General features: G+C 37.3%; 10 protein-coding genes and 4 pseudogenes. 10 read left to right on the plus strand and 4 right to left on the minus strand.

Annotation, left to right across the window (positions count from 1 at the left end; genetic code table 11):
* Window positions 1-212 (plus strand): annotated as a pseudogene (locus CWATDRAFT_RS22340) (Uma2 family endonuclease); the annotation flags it as partial.
* 201 nt (window positions 213-413) lie between these two features.
* Here the strand turns inward: CWATDRAFT_RS22340 and glyQ are convergent.
* Window positions 414-1,221: pseudogene (glyQ, locus tag CWATDRAFT_RS22345) on the minus strand (glycine--tRNA ligase subunit alpha).
* Between the two features lie 322 nt (window positions 1,222-1,543).
* Between glyQ and CWATDRAFT_RS22350 the strand changes: the two are divergent.
* From CWATDRAFT_RS22350 to CWATDRAFT_RS22380, 7 genes are all read left to right on the plus strand, one after another.
* A complete protein-coding gene (locus CWATDRAFT_RS22350) occupies window positions 1,544-1,804 on the plus strand; it encodes a hypothetical protein (protein WP_198139017.1) in 261 nt (86 codons plus the stop codon).
* Window positions 1,801-2,511 (plus strand): hypothetical protein, encoded by a 711-nt coding sequence (locus CWATDRAFT_RS22355; RefSeq protein ID WP_007307143.1) that lies wholly within the window; start codon window positions 1,801-1,803, stop codon window positions 2,509-2,511. Before CWATDRAFT_RS22350 ends, CWATDRAFT_RS22355 begins: the two co-directional genes overlap by 4 nt.
* A gap of 178 nt (window positions 2,512-2,689) precedes the next feature.
* The gene (locus tag CWATDRAFT_RS22360) at window positions 2,690-3,646 is read left to right on the plus strand and encodes an adenylate/guanylate cyclase domain-containing protein (RefSeq protein ID WP_007307144.1); all 957 of its coding nucleotides are present in this window, start codon (window positions 2,690-2,692) and stop codon (window positions 3,644-3,646) included.
* A gap of 135 nt (window positions 3,647-3,781) precedes the next feature.
* The gene (gene ctpA, locus CWATDRAFT_RS22365; protein WP_007307145.1) at window positions 3,782-5,023 is read left to right on the plus strand and encodes a carboxyl-terminal processing protease CtpA; all 1,242 of its coding nucleotides are present in this window, start codon (window positions 3,782-3,784) and stop codon (window positions 5,021-5,023) included.
* Window positions 5,024-5,126: 103 nt separating this feature from the next.
* Window positions 5,127-5,915 (plus strand): exodeoxyribonuclease III, encoded by a 789-nt coding sequence (gene xth / locus CWATDRAFT_RS22370; protein ID WP_007307146.1) that lies wholly within the window; start codon window positions 5,127-5,129, stop codon window positions 5,913-5,915.
* A gap of 21 nt (window positions 5,916-5,936) precedes the next feature.
* On the plus strand, window positions 5,937-7,244 hold the full coding sequence (locus tag CWATDRAFT_RS22375; RefSeq protein ID WP_007307147.1) for a DNA cytosine methyltransferase: 1,308 nt from the start codon (window positions 5,937-5,939) through the stop codon (window positions 7,242-7,244).
* Between the two features lie 239 nt (window positions 7,245-7,483).
* Complete coding sequence (locus CWATDRAFT_RS22380) at window positions 7,484-7,774, plus strand: nucleotidyltransferase family protein (RefSeq protein WP_007307148.1); 291 nt, start codon at window positions 7,484-7,486, stop codon at window positions 7,772-7,774.
* 386 nt (window positions 7,775-8,160) lie between these two features.
* On the opposite strand, the gene CWATDRAFT_RS22385 is transcribed toward CWATDRAFT_RS22380, so the two are convergent.
* On the minus strand, window positions 8,161-11,286 hold the full coding sequence (locus CWATDRAFT_RS22385; RefSeq protein WP_007307153.1) for an efflux RND transporter permease subunit: 3,126 nt from the start codon (window positions 11,284-11,286) through the stop codon (window positions 8,161-8,163).
* A 55-nt stretch (window positions 11,287-11,341) separates the two neighbouring features.
* The gene (locus CWATDRAFT_RS22390; RefSeq protein WP_007307152.1) at window positions 11,342-12,874 is read right to left on the minus strand and encodes an efflux RND transporter periplasmic adaptor subunit; all 1,533 of its coding nucleotides are present in this window, start codon (window positions 12,872-12,874) and stop codon (window positions 11,342-11,344) included.
* A 286-nt stretch (window positions 12,875-13,160) separates the two neighbouring features.
* Here CWATDRAFT_RS22390 and CWATDRAFT_RS37570 point away from each other — a divergent pair.
* Together CWATDRAFT_RS37570 and CWATDRAFT_RS40295 are read left to right on the plus strand one after the other, a co-directional pair.
* A pseudogene (locus CWATDRAFT_RS37570) lies at window positions 13,161-13,298 on the plus strand (glycosyltransferase); the annotation flags it as partial.
* Window positions 13,299-13,577: 279 nt separating this feature from the next.
* Window positions 13,578-14,680, plus strand: a pseudogene (locus CWATDRAFT_RS40295) (ISAzo13 family transposase).
* A 213-nt stretch (window positions 14,681-14,893) separates the two neighbouring features.
* Here the strand turns inward: CWATDRAFT_RS40295 and CWATDRAFT_RS22405 are convergent.
* Window positions 14,894-15,073: hypothetical protein (locus tag CWATDRAFT_RS22405; RefSeq protein ID WP_007307151.1), on the minus strand; the 180-nt coding region annotated here is incomplete at its 5' end.

Here is a 15,073-nt window from a genome sequence, read left to right on the forward strand (position 1 = left end):
ATAGCTTAAAAAGCTTCGAGAAAAATAGAAGAGTTTTAAGTTTAGGGACAATGGTAGGGGTTTTAGTTGATCCTAGACAACGTATTATGGAAGTGTATAGTCTGCAAAAAGAGACAATAACCCTTCATGATGGGGACCTTTTTATTGTCCCGGAAATACTCCCAGGTTGGGAGTTTCCTGTAGAAGAAATATGGGCCCCAGAGTTTGATTAATCTGTCTACATGAATACAAACAATATAACAATGAGTAATGATATGTGAGAAGCAACAATATATCAGGAAATAATGGTATTATGTCCCTACGAATGCTTCCTTGTCGGGGTTTAACACTTTGTTTTACCCAGAAACCTGATTGCTATAGTTAGGATATTTTTGTTTAACTGTCATTAGAAAGTGACGAGGAATCTCAACAATTTAAGATTTTTGTAAAGGGAAATTTAACCGTTCCCGTTGTTGTAAATATAAGTTAGCAACTTCTCGCGCTAAATTACGAATACGACCAATATAACGGGTTCTTTCTGCTACTGCAATCACTCCTCTTGCATCTAATAAATTGAAAGAATGAGAACATTTTAAAACATAATCTAAGCCAGGAAAAACTAAACCACGATCAATTAATTGTTTAGCTTCTTGTTCGTATAAAGAAAACAATTTAAACAATAAATCTGCATCAGATGCCTCAAAATTATAGGTGCATTGTTCTACCTCACTTTGTAAGAAAATATCCCCATAATTTATGTTATCATTCCACTGAATTTTAGTGATAGCTTCCACTTCTTGCAGATACATTGCTAAGCGTTCTAAACCATAGGTAATTTCAATAGAAACGGGACGACAATCAATACCACCACATTGCTGAAAGTAAGTAAATTGGGTTATTTCCATTCCATCTAACCATACTTCCCAACCCACACCCAAGCACCCAAAGTGGGAGATCCCAGTTATCTTCTACAAAACGGATGTCATGATCTTCTGGTTTAATTCCCAATGCTCTTAAAGAGTCTAGATAAATTTCTTGAATGTCATTAGGCGAAGGTTTAATTAATACCTGATATTGATAATAATGCTGAAATCGGTTAGGATTTTCTCCATAGCGACCATCTGTGGGACGACGACAAGGTTCCACATAAGCCACTGACCAAGGTTCCGGACCGATCGCCCTGAGAAACGTATGGGGATTCATAGTACCCGCCCCTTTTTCCGTATCGTAGGGCTGAACAATTAAACAACTGCGATTGCCCCAAAATTCGTTCAGTTTCGCAATAATTTCCTGAAAATTAATTGACACTTTTCGTCTGACTTCCCTATATTAATCGTTTGCTCTAACAGGCTTTATTATAACAAAAAATATTTGCAATCTAGATTTTTGTAAGAATATTTAACACTAATTGTTGATAAAGCGCAGGGAGTAAAAATAAAGTTTCACCAAAGTTTTAAGATTGAGGAGAGATATTTAAGTTAACCTAAAAAGCATAGGGACTGATTAAACATAGAACTAAATGAAATTTTTTAGTCGATTAAGTATTCAATCAAAACTGATGTTAATGTTACTAGCTGTCAGCATTGCATCTATTTTAGTCATTAGTTACGTTGGTTATACCAGTGGCAAAGAAGTTATCTTAGACAATATACACGGTCAAATTACAGAATTAAGAAACTCTCGAGCAAGACAAGTTCAATCTTACTTTAACTATGTTAAAAACCATGCCATTACTTTAGCAGAAGATCCTACTGTTATTGAGGCTATGAAATCTTTTACCGATAGTTTTATCAACTGGAAAACGAGGAAGTTACTACCAATATGACTTCTGAAATTTGGCTATTCTATCAAAAATACTTTATCCCCCGTTTGCAGATAAATGTAGATGGAAATCCCACGATTTCAAGATATTTTCCAGAAGATAAAATTTCTCGTTATTTACAATATTACTATCTGGTTAAAAATCCTTATGATTTGGAAAATAAAAAACTTTTAGACATGGCTAAAGATGGAAGTGAATATAGCAAAATACATCAGAAGTTTAATAGCTTTTTTCGTTCAATAACCACAAGATTTGATTATAATAATTTATTTTTGGTAGATAGTGAAACAGGAAATATTGTCTACAGTGTACATAAAGACACGGGGTTTGCTACTAGCTTAAAAAGTGGGCATTACTCTAATAGTGGGGCAGCAGATTTATTTGAAACCCTGCAAAATAATCGGGAAAGGGGAGCATTTGATGTCATAGATTTTCGTGCTTTTCGTCCTAGTTACGGTCAACCAGTAGCCTTCATTGGTAGTCCAATATTCCAAAAATCTAATTTAATTGGAATTCTTTTACTTCAATTACCAGTGGATGAAATTAATCGTATTATGACCGGTAATTTTCAATGGAAAAAAGATGGACTGGGAAAAACAGGAGAAACTATTTTAGTGGGTTCAGATTATTTCATGCGCTCTCAATCCCGTTTCTTAGTTGAAAAGCCTGAGCAATATTTTAAAGAACTAGAGAAGCAAAACATAATCTGAGAGAACTATTGAAAGAATCAAAGCTAATAATAGCCCTATTTTATTACAAAAAATCACCACAAATTCCATTAAAAAAGCACTTGATGGAGAAGAAGGACTGGATATTTTAGACGATTATCGTGGTGTTCCTTCTTTAGTTGCCTATGCTCCTTTAAAATTAGCTGATAGTTTAGATTGGATGATTTTATCAAAAATTTATGTGAGTGAAGCTTTTGAACCCATACAAATTTTTGGCAAACGAGTCTTAGTAACCAGTGCTATTTTAGTTCCTATCGTAACTATTTTTTCCCTAGTTCTTTCCCGTCGTTTAGTAATGCCTATTTATCGCTTAATTTCTGGAGCAAAAAAAATAACATCAGGAGAAACGAATGTTGTTGTAACAGTGCCATCTGATGACGAATTCTATCAGCTTGCTACTGCATTTAATAAGATGGCAAGAACTATTGATGAAGAAAAAGAAGCCCTAGAAGAACAAATTAGACAAAATGATTCCCTCCTCTTAAAAACCTTACCAGCACCCATCGTTAAAAGATTGAAAGAAGGAGAAAAACAAATTGCTGATAAATTTCCTCATGTAACAGTATTATCAGCAAATATTGTCGGATTTGATGAGGAATGTGAGCTTATGAGTGCTGAAAAAGCAGTAGGAATTCTAAACGATATTATTACTGCCTTTGATGATGCAGCCCAACGTCATGATGTAGAAAAAATTAGCACAGTTGGGACTTCTTATTTAGCTGCCAGTGGTTTATTTGTGCCGAGATTAGATCGGGATAAAGCCGTGATAGAATTAGCCCTAGAAATGTTAAGAATTGTACGGGCTTTTAGTCAAGAAAGACACCATTATTTTGAGATTAGGATTGGAATTTACTCTGGTGAAGTGATCGGAGGATTGTTAGGTAAACAAAAATTTATTTATAATTTGATGGGAAATACCGCAAAAATTGCCCGTTTTCTGATGATCGTTAACTCTGTAGAAGGTAAACCTAATTCTATTTTAGTTAGTCAAAACTTGTACGAACCCTTGCAGGAATTTTATCAATTTTCTAAAATGGGGGAGATAGATGTTCCCGGACAGGGCAAGATGGCAGTGTGGTTATTAAGCGATGGTGGCCACAAAAATAAACCATTGTAGGAGCTTAATGCCATTAAGCCCCAGTCATCAACCATTCGCAATTATCCTGTCAATCTGTTACAATTTCGGCACAATAGAAGCACACTCGTCAATTGCTTTAAGCAATCAACACTATTCATATTATTAGTTTGTCTCATGAGAAAACGCGCATTTTGGGTAACTCTTCTGGTTATTTTTTCCCTCTTGTTCAACTGTTTTGCTTGGACTCCCAATGCTGATGCTTTCACAGAAAACCAAAAGCTACTCTTGCAGTCGTGGCGGTTGGTTAATCAATCCTATTTAGATGATACCTTCAACCACCAAAACTGGTGGTTATTAAGACAAGATTTGCTGAAACGTTCTTTAGATAATCGTGAAGAAACCTACGATACTATCGAAGAAATGTTAGCAACCCTTGATGAACCTTTTACCCGTTTATTAAGACCCGAACAGTATCATAATTTACAAGTTAGTACCGCAGGGCAGTTGTCAGGTGTGGGCTTACAAATTAATATCAATCCCGATACAGGGAACCTAGAAGTTGTCTCTCCCATCGAAGGATCTCCCGCTGACGCAGCCGGAATTAAAGCCCGCGATCGCATTTTAAAAATCGATGATGTGGATACCACCACATTAACCTTAGACGAAGCAGCCACCAGAATGCGTGGTCCTAGAGGTACTAAGGTATATTTAACCATATTACCTCATAAAGAAACCTCTGATATTCGTGAAGTAGAAATCACCCGTAACCGCATTTCTTTGAGTCCGGTTACTGCTAGTTTAAATCAGCCCACTCCCAACCTTCCCATTGGTTATATTCGTCTAAATCAATTCAGTGCTAATGCTGCTGAGGAAATGGCAAACGCTATCAATAACCTCGAAAAAGAAGGAGCCGAAGGTTACATTTTAGACCTCAGAAATAACCCTGGTGGACTATTGCAAGCAGGTATCGAAATTGCCCGTCTATGGATGGATCAAGGTACCATTGTTTACACAGTCAATCGTCAAGGGGTGCAAGATAGTTTTAGCGCATTAGGAACCGCCTTAACCGATGATCCCTTAGTCTTATTAGTTAATCAAGGAACTGCCAGTGCTAGTGAAATTTTAGCCGGTGCTTTAAAAGATAATCGCAGGGCGACATTAGTAGGGGAAAAAACCTTTGGTAAAGGATTAATTCAATCCTTATTTGAGTTACCTGATGGTGCTGGTTTAGCCGTTACCGTTGCTAAGTACGAAACCCCTAATCATAACGACATCCATAAATTAGGAATTGAACCGGATAAAGTGGTTAATCAAGAGCCTATTTCCTACAGGCAAATTGCTACAAAAGATGACGTACAATATGAGGCTGCTGTTGAACTTTTAACAGGAAACTCTGTATTAGCTAATGCAGGTTAACTTCCCTCATAAATGAACAGTTACCAGTAAAATATTATTTATTGGTAACTATTCTTAATCAAGCTTTGAGTTACTATTAACTGTTTAAATTTATTCAGAGAATATGAAAATTGCAACTTGGAATGTCAATTCAATTCGTACCAGACAACCTCATGTTATTGACTGGTTAACTAATAATTCTATTGATGTTCTCTGTTTACAAGAAACAAAAGTAATCGATAAAGACTTTCCTAGACAACCCTTTGAAGAATTGGGTTATCACACTTATATTTATGGACAAAAAGCTTATAATGGTGTCGCTATTTTTAGCCGTCAACCAATGACAGATATTATTACAGGATTTACTGATATTGTTGGAGAAGAAAAAGCCCAATCTTTTGACGAACAAAAACGAATTATATCAGGGGTGATTGATGATATTCGTATTATTAATGTATACGTTCCCAATGGAGCCTCCTTGGGGAGTGAAAAATATGAATATAAGTTACAATGGTTTCAAGTTTTAAAAGCTTATTTGGATGATTTAATCTTAAAAGAAGCTCGTGAAGTGTGTATTTGTGGTGATTTTAATATTGCTTTAGACGATAAAGATATTTACAATTCTAAGGGTAAAGAAAAACATATTATGTCTTCTCCTGTAGAACGAGAAACCTTACAAAATATATTGACAATTGGGTTAAAAGATGCTTTTAGAAAATTCACAACAGAAGGGGGGCATTTTAGTTGGTGGGACTATCGATCGGGGGGATTTCAACGTAATAGAGGTTGGCGCATTGATCATCTTTATCTTACCCATAAATTGTATGAAAAAGCAATTAATTGTACAATTGATATAGAACCAAGAAAACAAGAAAAACCCAGCGATCATACCCCAGTTATTCTGGAAATATAACCTAAATTTACTAGCAAAAATATGAACAACAAACGTCCCATCGCTGTTGATTTATTCGCCGGGGTTGGGGGAATGACATTAGGGTTTGAACAAGCTGGTTTCGATGTTTTAGCCTCGGTGGAAATTGATCCCATTCACTGCAGTATTCACCGTTATAATTTTCCCTTCTGGACAACTATTTGTGCTTCAGTAACCTCAATAAAAGCTAGTGAGATTAGAGAGTTATCAACTATTAAAAATAAACCCATTGACGTTGTATTTGGGGGTCCTCCTTGTCAGGGTTTTTCTTTAATGGGTAAACGAAGTTTAGAGGATGATCGTAATACTTTGGTTAAACATTTTATTCGCTTAGTTTTGGAGTTACAACCGAACTATTTCGTCATAGAAAATGTACCAGGTATGGTGATTGGCAAACAGCAAATGTTTTTAGAAGAAATATTTGCTGAATTTGCTCAAAATAACTATCAAGTAAAACCAGACTATAAAATTTTAAACTCTGCTAATTATGGGGTTCCTCAACTAAGAGAAAGACTATTTTTACTGGGAAGTAAAAAAGGATTAAATTTACCTAATTACCCTAGTTTTATTACTGATTACACCCACATAAATGACTCAAATTTACCTTCAACTCCAACGGTAAAAGAAGCAATTCAAGACTTACCAGAAGTTAATCAATATCCAGAATTAAACCGACGAGACTGGGTAATTACTGATTATGGAAAACCGAGTAATTATATTAAAAATCTTAGAATTGTGTCTAATGCAATTGATGATTATTCATACCCAAGACACTATAATAAAAAACTTTTAACCTCTAGTTTAAGAACCAAACATCAACAAAAATCTATAGAGAGATTTAAGGAAACTCATCAAGGAAAAATTGAACCCATTAGTCGCTTTTTCAGGTTGCATCCTGATGGTTTTTGTAATACCTTAAGAGCAGGGACACCGATTAATCGTGGGGCCCATACTTCCCCTCGTCCCATTCATCCTTTTACCCCTAGATGTATCACTGTCAGAGAAGCAGCAAGACTACATTCATACCCTGATTGGTTTCGATTTCATGTCACAAAATGGCATGGTTTTCGACAAATTGGTAATTCAGTTCCTCCCTTATTAGCAAAAGCGGTTGCTCAAGAAATTCTTAAAGTTATTGAGATTTCACCCGTTAAACCAATGACTATATATCAATTAGAAAGGGAAGAATTATTAAGCTTTAATATGACTCAAGCAGCTAAATATTATAATGTAAGCCCCGATGTTATTGGGAAGAGAATTAGAAAAGAAGATACTAGAAAAAATAAGGAAACAATCGGCAGTTTTATTTAGGTAGTGAAAGTTAATCTAAGTTGATAGCATTGCCTCTTAATTTTTTCGGAGAGAATGATTTTTTAGGTGATTATGATTAATGTAAAGATACTTGTCTTTAATTAACTTTGTCTGGTATTATATGGATGATAAATGAACGTAGACAAAATTGATATTCCTTATTATATGGGATCAGGAGGATTGTTCATCCCTTAAAAAATGTATATTATGAGTCCATAATTTATAGAAGATACATAAATATGAAAAAAGAAAAAGCCCTTGAACTTCTTGTCCAAAATAAAGCTCTACTTCGAGAAAAATATGGAGTTAAAGAAATTGCTCTCTTCGGTTCCACTGCTAGGGATACTGCTACTCAAACAAGCGATATTGATATATTAATTAGTTTTGCAGAAAAAGCTGACTCAAAAAAATACTTTGGCGTATTGTTTTATCTTGAAAACCTCTTTCAATGTCCTATTGACTTGATTACAGAAAATGCCTTACGTCCCGAACTAAAACCCTATATTGACGCAGAAAAAATCTATGTCTAGCAATACACCAAAAAGAGAATGGCGATTGTACGTTGATGACATGATTCTTTTTGCCGAGAAAGTTCAGCGATATACGCAAAATCTTGACCAAGTAACCTTTATCAATAGTGAACCTTACTATTATGATGTTTTTGTGGGTAAGAATTTTTTAGTTAATTAATGTAAAAACCGCTTGCTTTTGGTTGACTTGACATGGTATTATATACACAATGGAAAAGGTGTGCGCTTATAACCACCTTATAATGGTTAAAAAAGTGCCATCTAGAAACAGTCTTTAACAACCAAAAAATAGAAGCATTTGAGAACAATATTTTGGCTCAAAACCCTAGTGAAGCGAGTTTTCTTGTACTAAAAGAAGGGTTTAATGGTATTAAACCCCCACAGTATTATGATGATTTTTTAGGTAAGAATTTTTCAGTGGTCATTTTAATCACAATATAAAGAATAGGGACCACAAATAAACTCAAGAAAGAAGCGACTAACATTCCCCCAAACACTGCTGTACCCAAAGACTGACGACTCCCCGAACCTGCACCGGTTGCTACTACTAAAGGAAATATCCCCAGTAATGTAGAAACTGCGGTCATTAAAATTGGTCTTAACCTTTCTTGTGATGCTTCTATAGCTGCTTTAACTAAAGGTAAACCCTCATCCCGTAACTGGTTAGCAAACTCTACAATCAAAATAGCATTTTTGCTGGCTAAACCGATCAACATTACTAACCCTATCTGACAATAAACATCGTTAGCAAACCCTCTTAATAATTGTGCAGATAATGCTCCTAAAATAGCCAAAGGAACCGCCAAAATAATAATTAAGGGGTCGATGTAATTTTCGTATTGTGCAGCCAATACTAAGAAGACAAACAGTAACCCCAAACCAAAAATAATCGGTGCTAAACCTGCTGAATTTAGTTCTTCTAAGGAAGTGCCGGACCATTCGTAACCAAAACCTGGGGGAAGCAACTGTTTAGAGAGAGTTTCCATCGTTTCTATGACAGTACCGGAACCCACCCCCGGCGCAGGGCTACCATTAACTTCCACAGAACGGTATAAATTATAGTGGTTAATGGTTTGGGCGCCAGTAGTAGCAGTCAAGCTAACGAGGTTAGATAAGGGAACCATTTGATCGGTTTGCGATCGCACATATAACTTATTGATATCTTGGGGGTTAGAGCGAAACTGTTTATCCGCTTGTACATAAACCCGATAGGTACGCTGTTGTAGGGTAAAATCATTGACATAACGAGAACCTAAAGCGGTTTGTAGGGTGCTAAAAATATCGTCGATGGAGACTTGTAACGCTTGGGCCTTATTACGGTTCACCTCGATGATATATTGAGGGGTATTAGCGGAAAAGCGACTAAATGCCCGACCAATAGCAGGGTTTTGGTTAGCTGCACCCACTAACGGCTCCATAACCTCTACTAACTTGTTAATATCCTCGTTGCCCTGTTGATCTTGCAGTTGATAAACAAAACCACCAAAACTCCCTAAACCTCGAATAGAAGGGGGGTTAACGGGAAAAATATTAGCTTCTGGTATTTGACTAAACTTACCCCATAGTTTACCGATGATTGCTTGTGCGGAATGTTGGGGGCCCCGACGCTCTTTAAAGGGTTTCAGGGGGCTAAAAATCACCCCTTGACTGGCACTACTCCCCCCAAAAGCGAACCCTCCCACAGCAAAGGTTGCTCTCACGTCTGGCTCTTCTAAAATAGCGTTTTCTACCTGTCTCATCACCTTGCTAGTGTATTGTAAGGAAACCCCTTGAGGAGCTTGAATAATAGTGATGAAATAGCCTTGATCTTCTTCTGGGGTAAAAGCGGTGGGAACTAAGTTATATAACCAGACTGTGACTAATAATAGGGCCACGAAGACACCGACAACTGCTAAGCGCAGGTTAGCTAGGGTATGGAGCGATCGCTGATATTGTCTTCCTAAACAGTCCAAAAGGTGATTAAATTGGTTGAAAATTGTTCCTAAAATTCCAGGTAACTTTTGTCCCTTCTTTAAAAGTAAAGCGCATAAAGAAGGAGTTAAAGTTAAGGCTAAAAAGGTAGAAATAACAATAGAAAAAGCAATAGTTAAGGCAAACTGTCGGTATAAAGCCCCGGTAGTTCCCGGAAAAAATGCCACTGGAACAAACACCGCCATTAACACCAATGAAGTAGCCACAACTGCTGATGATAATTCCCCCATAGCTTTACTAGCAGCAGCTTGGGGAGACATATCATTATCTTCGATATAACGGTTAATTTGTTCAACGACAATGATGGCATCATCCACCACCATTCCGGTAGCTAGGGTTAAACCAAATAGAGTTAAACTATTAATTGAAAAATCGAATACTTTAATAAAAGCAAAGGTTCCAATCAGGGCTAAAGGAATAGTTAAAGCCGGAATTAAAGTAGTTCTCCAATTTTGTAAAAAGATTAAAATAACCACAATAACTAAGCCCACGGCGACGAGCAAAGTTTTCACTACTTCCGATAAAGATTCCTCTACAAATTCAGTAGTATCAAAAGCAACAATATATTTTAAACCAGGGGGAAAAAATACCGACAATCTCTCCATTTCTGCCTTAACTTTTTGGGCAACTTCTAAGGCATTTGATCCCGTTCTTTGATAAATACCCATTCCCACTGCTTCTTGTCCCCGAAACCGTAGAAAAGTGTTATAGTCTTGCGCCCCTAACTCTGCCCTACCAACATCTTTGAAGTAAACTAAACCGCCATTTTCATCGGTTTTTAATAATAAATTCTCAAAATCTTTAGGATCTTTTAATTGACTAATTGCCCGTAAATCGAACTGAAATTGTTGTCCTTCGGGGGCGGGTTCTGCGCCTATTTTTCCGGCTCCTACCTGTAAATTTTGTTCTGACAAAGCATTAACAACATCTTGGGTAGTTAAGCCTCTACTTGCTAACTTATTGGGGTCTAACCAGAGACGCATTGCATAACGACGTTCTCCAAAAATGCGGACATTTCCCACGCCATCAAGACGTTTGATAGCATCTAATAAATATTGATCTGTATAGTTACTTAAAAAGACAGGATCATAACGATCATCATCACTAAATAAACCAATTCCCAACAGTAAATTATCCCCTTGTCTTCTTACTTGAACCCCAGTTCTTTGTACTACATCTGGCAACTGTGATTGCACCACAGAAACTTGATTTTGCACGTCAACGGCAGCTAAATCAGGGTTTCTCGAAGAGTCGAAAGTAACGGTAATGCTGCTGGTTCCACTATTACTACTGCTAGAACTAATATATCTTAGTCCTTCAATTCCATTAATTTGTCGTTCTAAAACATTGGTAACAGCATTTTCTACAACTTCAGCACTAGCCCCATCATAGGTAGATTGAACTTGAACCCTGGTGGGACTAATTTCAGGAAATCTATCCAGAGGTAGATTAAATAAACTAACTAATCCTACTAATAAAATTAGAAAAGAGCAAACAGAAGAAAAAACTGGACGTTTAATAAAAAAGTCAACAAAATTCATTACTTAAACCTTCTAATAATTGATAAATTCTATGGAAATTAATAATATTAAGTAACTATGGAGTTTTGACTTCTGCAATAGGCGCACCGTCTCTTACTTGTAGAATACCAGCAGTAACAATTTTTTCACCTGGTTTTAAGCCACTAATGACTTGATAGTTATTGTCTTGAATTTCTCCTAATTCAACTTGTCTCTGTTCTGCAATAAAAGGGGCTGCTTCTTCTTCTTGTGAATCATTGGGTTTAGCTACAAAAACAAAAGTTTGTCCTCCTAATCGAGATATAGCAGTGGTAGGAATTAATAACCCTGGTTGCTGTCGCCAGATGATTCTCGCTTGAGTAAATTGACGGTTTAATAAGGTTCTATTATCCCCTTGAAAGTCTGCTTTAGCTAACACTAATTGAGAGTCAGCAGTCACGTCAGGAGAGATAAAACTAATGTTCCCCCTGGCCAGGGTTGCACCTTGCTTATCCATAATTTCTACAGGTAAACCCAAACGTAAACGGGGGGCATCTTCCAAAGGGACGGATAAATTGAGTTCGAGGAGGTTATTAGCGGTTAAACTGGTCAAAGTATCTCCTTGATCCACAAAATCCCCTGCATCTACGGGAATATCTCCCACAACACCAGAAATAGGGGCAACAATGCGAGTTTTACCCACATTAACCTCTGCCCGACGCACTTGAGCAAGGGACTCTGCTACATCGGCCTTAGCTTGAGCAATCACTTCTTGACGCGGGCCTGTTTCTAACCTACGCAAGTTTTGTGCTTCTCGATCAACTACCGCTTGTAACTCATCTATATCGATGAGACGACGTGTTTCCAGTTGAGATAAACGGCGTTGGGCCTGTTCGAGTTCGGCGATCGCACTACGGGATTCTGTCACGAATTCTTGATATTCGTCGGCAGAAATAGCTCCTTGCTCCTGCAAACCTTCATAACGCCCAACCCGTTGCTCTGCCAACTCGGCACGGGCCTCGGCAGCCTTAACTTGGGCCTTAGCTTGGGCAATTTCTTCGAGACTACTCCCGGTTTGAGCGTTGCGTAAACGGGCCTTAGCCTCCCGTAAACGGGCTTTAGCTTCTTCGATATCTTCTATACGGTTGCCCGCCTCTCGTTCCGCTAAACGGGCTTGAGCGTTGGCTAGTTGGGCCTGAGCTTCTAATAATTCCGTCTGCCAATCGCTATTATCCAACTCCATAATTAATTGGCCTTTGGAGATGCGATCGCCTTCTTGGACTAAAATTCGATTGATACGGCCTGTAATTTCCGGCTTGAGGATAACGGCAGAGTCAGCTTCTAAGGTTCCTACCACATCCGAGACACTTTTAACTACTCCGGTGGTGATTGTTGCTAATTTTACCGAAGTCGGAGGGGTTTTTTGCGCAAAAGCCCCCAAAGATGTGTTATTGTTCTGTTGGCTTAACCACCAAGTCACCCCTGAGCCAGTTCCTATTAGGACGACTAGGATGCCGATAACAATAGGCCAACGTTTCCTTCGGGGCGGTAATGGTTCCAGTAGAGACATTTCTTTCAATTCCTGATTAGATGGTGAGGCACTAGAAGGGGGTCGATGGTTATCAAACATGAGTCCTGTCTCTAATTGTCTCTTTTTTCATAGTCTGTTGTCTTTACATTCCTTAATATAACAGTTATGAAATTATGATTGACCCCGAAAGTTAACGAAGTCAGAAGTCAGAAGTCAGAAGTTGTTTTTGAAACAGAGATTTATGCTCCGCTTCAAAAACTATGCGCCTTAAAAGGCGGGGTTTTAGACCCAACTATTTTCGATAAGTTCTTTTGTTCTTGAGTTGACCTGTCACTTAGATTCCCTATTACCTATAATATGGATTAAGTATTAACCTTTAATATCAATGGCTAAAACAACCACTAAAGTCCCAGTTTCTGTCCTCATTCCCGCTTTGAATGAAGAACTTAATTTACCAGCTTGTTTAGAAAGTGTTGCTCGAGCGGATGAAGTCTTTGTGGTTGACTCCCAAGGTGATTTCCGAGAAAGCTTTTCCCATAGGGGGTAATCGCTTGGACTAAAGGCTTTCAAGAAATAAAAGGAACAGAGAGTTAGCGGATCTTGGTACACAACTTTAAAATTTCATAATTGGCTTGTCTGAAAAAACAGAAGAAATAGATTAAAATGAAGAGGTAAAAAGATTAGAGAGAGTAAATTGAAGCTAAAACAGACAAATCATCCCTTAACCCCGTCGATGGTCGATGATTTACGTTTAGCAGCCTCAAAAATGACGGGAGCAGAGCGTCGTTCATTTCAAGCTGAAATGTGTCTCAAGTATTGTGGAGGAAGTGCCAGACAAACCGAAATCGTGTTTGGTTGGGGGAGAAAAAATGTTCAACTTGGATTACATGAAAAACGAACTGGGATAGTGTGTTTAGGATTACAATCAGTCAATAGTGGATGTAAAAAATGGGAGGAAAGATACCCAATAGTTGCCCAATCATTGAAAGAAATAGCCGAAGCTCACGCACAACAAAACCCCACATTTAATAACCCCATTGCCTATACAAGATTAACGGCGGCTGAAGCCATTAAACAATTAAGAAATCTAGGATATAATGGAGAGGAGGTTCCTGCTGCTTCGACAATGGCAGATATTTTAAATCGTTTGGGCTATCGATTAAGAAAAGTGGTAAAAGATAAACCTAAAAAAAAATCTCGGAGACGGACGCTATCTTCGAAAATATAGAGAAAAAAGATAGAAAAAAAGACCCTTCTGTGAAACGTTTAAGTATGCATTGTAAAGCAACTGTGGAAATAGGAGAATATTCACGTGGCGGACAAACCAGAGGTTATAATCAAGCTCAAGATCATGATATGGGAACTAAAGAAAAATACGTTCCTTGTGGGATTGTAGATGAAGATACAGGGCAACTTTATGTAACTTTTGGAAGTTCTTATAAAACGAGTGATTTCATGGTAGATAACTTGGAGCAATGGTGGACAAGTCTGAGTATAACTGAAAAGCAGCAACTAGAGAACATCCAAATTAAAGTTGATAATGGAGCAGAAAATAGTGGAATAAGAAGGCAATTTTTGAAGAGAATGGTAGAGTTTGCCGACCAAACTAAGAAATCTATTCAATTACTATATTTTCCTCCTTATCACAGTAAATATAATCCCATAGAAAGATGTTGGGGAATTTTAGAGAGGCATTGGAACGGAACACTTCTGAGAAATGCTCAAACGATGTTAGCTTGGGTAAAAACTATGACATGGAAAGGCTTAAATCCGATAGTTAAGTTAAGTAAAAAAGTTTATCAAAAAGGCATTTCTTTAACGAAAAAAGAGATGAAGGAAATTGAGAAACGTTTAGAACGTAATCCTCACTTACCTAAATGGGATATTTTGATTAGACCCAGTTAGTCTAAAAAGTTAATAAGAGTGTAAAATTAAGTGAATTTCCTTTTTAAAAATAGTCAAAGCTAATTTAAAAGTTAGCGTATTTCTTTCTTTTAGATAGGGAGGTTTTTGTTCGCGGAAAGTATCCGCGAACAACTTTTTATTTTTCCCTTTTCGCTTATTTGAGATGTTCTACAAACAGATTCTGAGAATGGGTGGGAAACTTTTTCTTGGAAATCACCTAATTGCTATATCTGAGGGTGGTTGTTTAATTCCTTTACTGACTAAGGCAATATCCCCCACACGGGTGATTTGACTAGAAATAGAAGATTGTAGAGGTATTTGTTTAATTCTCTCTAAACTGTCTAACTCTGTATCAACTTCTAGCAATAACTCATTTTCTAGGTTTCTGAGTTG

The sequence above is a fragment of the Crocosphaera watsonii WH 8501 genome (assembly GCF_000167195.1).
Taxonomy (GTDB): domain Bacteria; phylum Cyanobacteriota; class Cyanobacteriia; order Cyanobacteriales; family Microcystaceae; genus Crocosphaera; species Crocosphaera watsonii.

Excerpts from the sequence above, each read along its gene's own strand:
- CWATDRAFT_RS22350 (WP_198139017.1), top strand. The coding sequence starts at position 1,544 with ATGTTACTAGCTGTCAGCATTGCATCTATTTTAGTCATTAGTTACGTT.
- ctpA (WP_007307145.1), top strand. The coding sequence starts at position 3,782 with ATGAGAAAACGCGCATTTTGGGTAACTCTTCTGGTTATTTTTTCCCTC.
- CWATDRAFT_RS22355 (WP_007307143.1), top strand. The coding sequence starts at position 1,801 with ATGACTTCTGAAATTTGGCTATTCTATCAAAAATACTTTATCCCCCGT.
- CWATDRAFT_RS22360 (WP_007307144.1), top strand. The coding sequence starts at position 2,690 with ATGATTTTATCAAAAATTTATGTGAGTGAAGCTTTTGAACCCATACAA.
- CWATDRAFT_RS22385 (WP_007307153.1), bottom strand. The coding sequence starts at position 11,286 with ATGAATTTTGTTGACTTTTTTATTAAACGTCCAGTTTTTTCTTCTGTT.
- CWATDRAFT_RS22380 (WP_007307148.1), top strand. The coding sequence starts at position 7,484 with ATGAAAAAAGAAAAAGCCCTTGAACTTCTTGTCCAAAATAAAGCTCTA.
- CWATDRAFT_RS22375 (WP_007307147.1), top strand. The coding sequence starts at position 5,937 with ATGAACAACAAACGTCCCATCGCTGTTGATTTATTCGCCGGGGTTGGG.
- CWATDRAFT_RS22390 (WP_007307152.1), bottom strand. The coding sequence starts at position 12,874 with ATGTTTGATAACCATCGACCCCCTTCTAGTGCCTCACCATCTAATCAG.
- xth (WP_007307146.1), top strand. The coding sequence starts at position 5,127 with ATGAAAATTGCAACTTGGAATGTCAATTCAATTCGTACCAGACAACCT.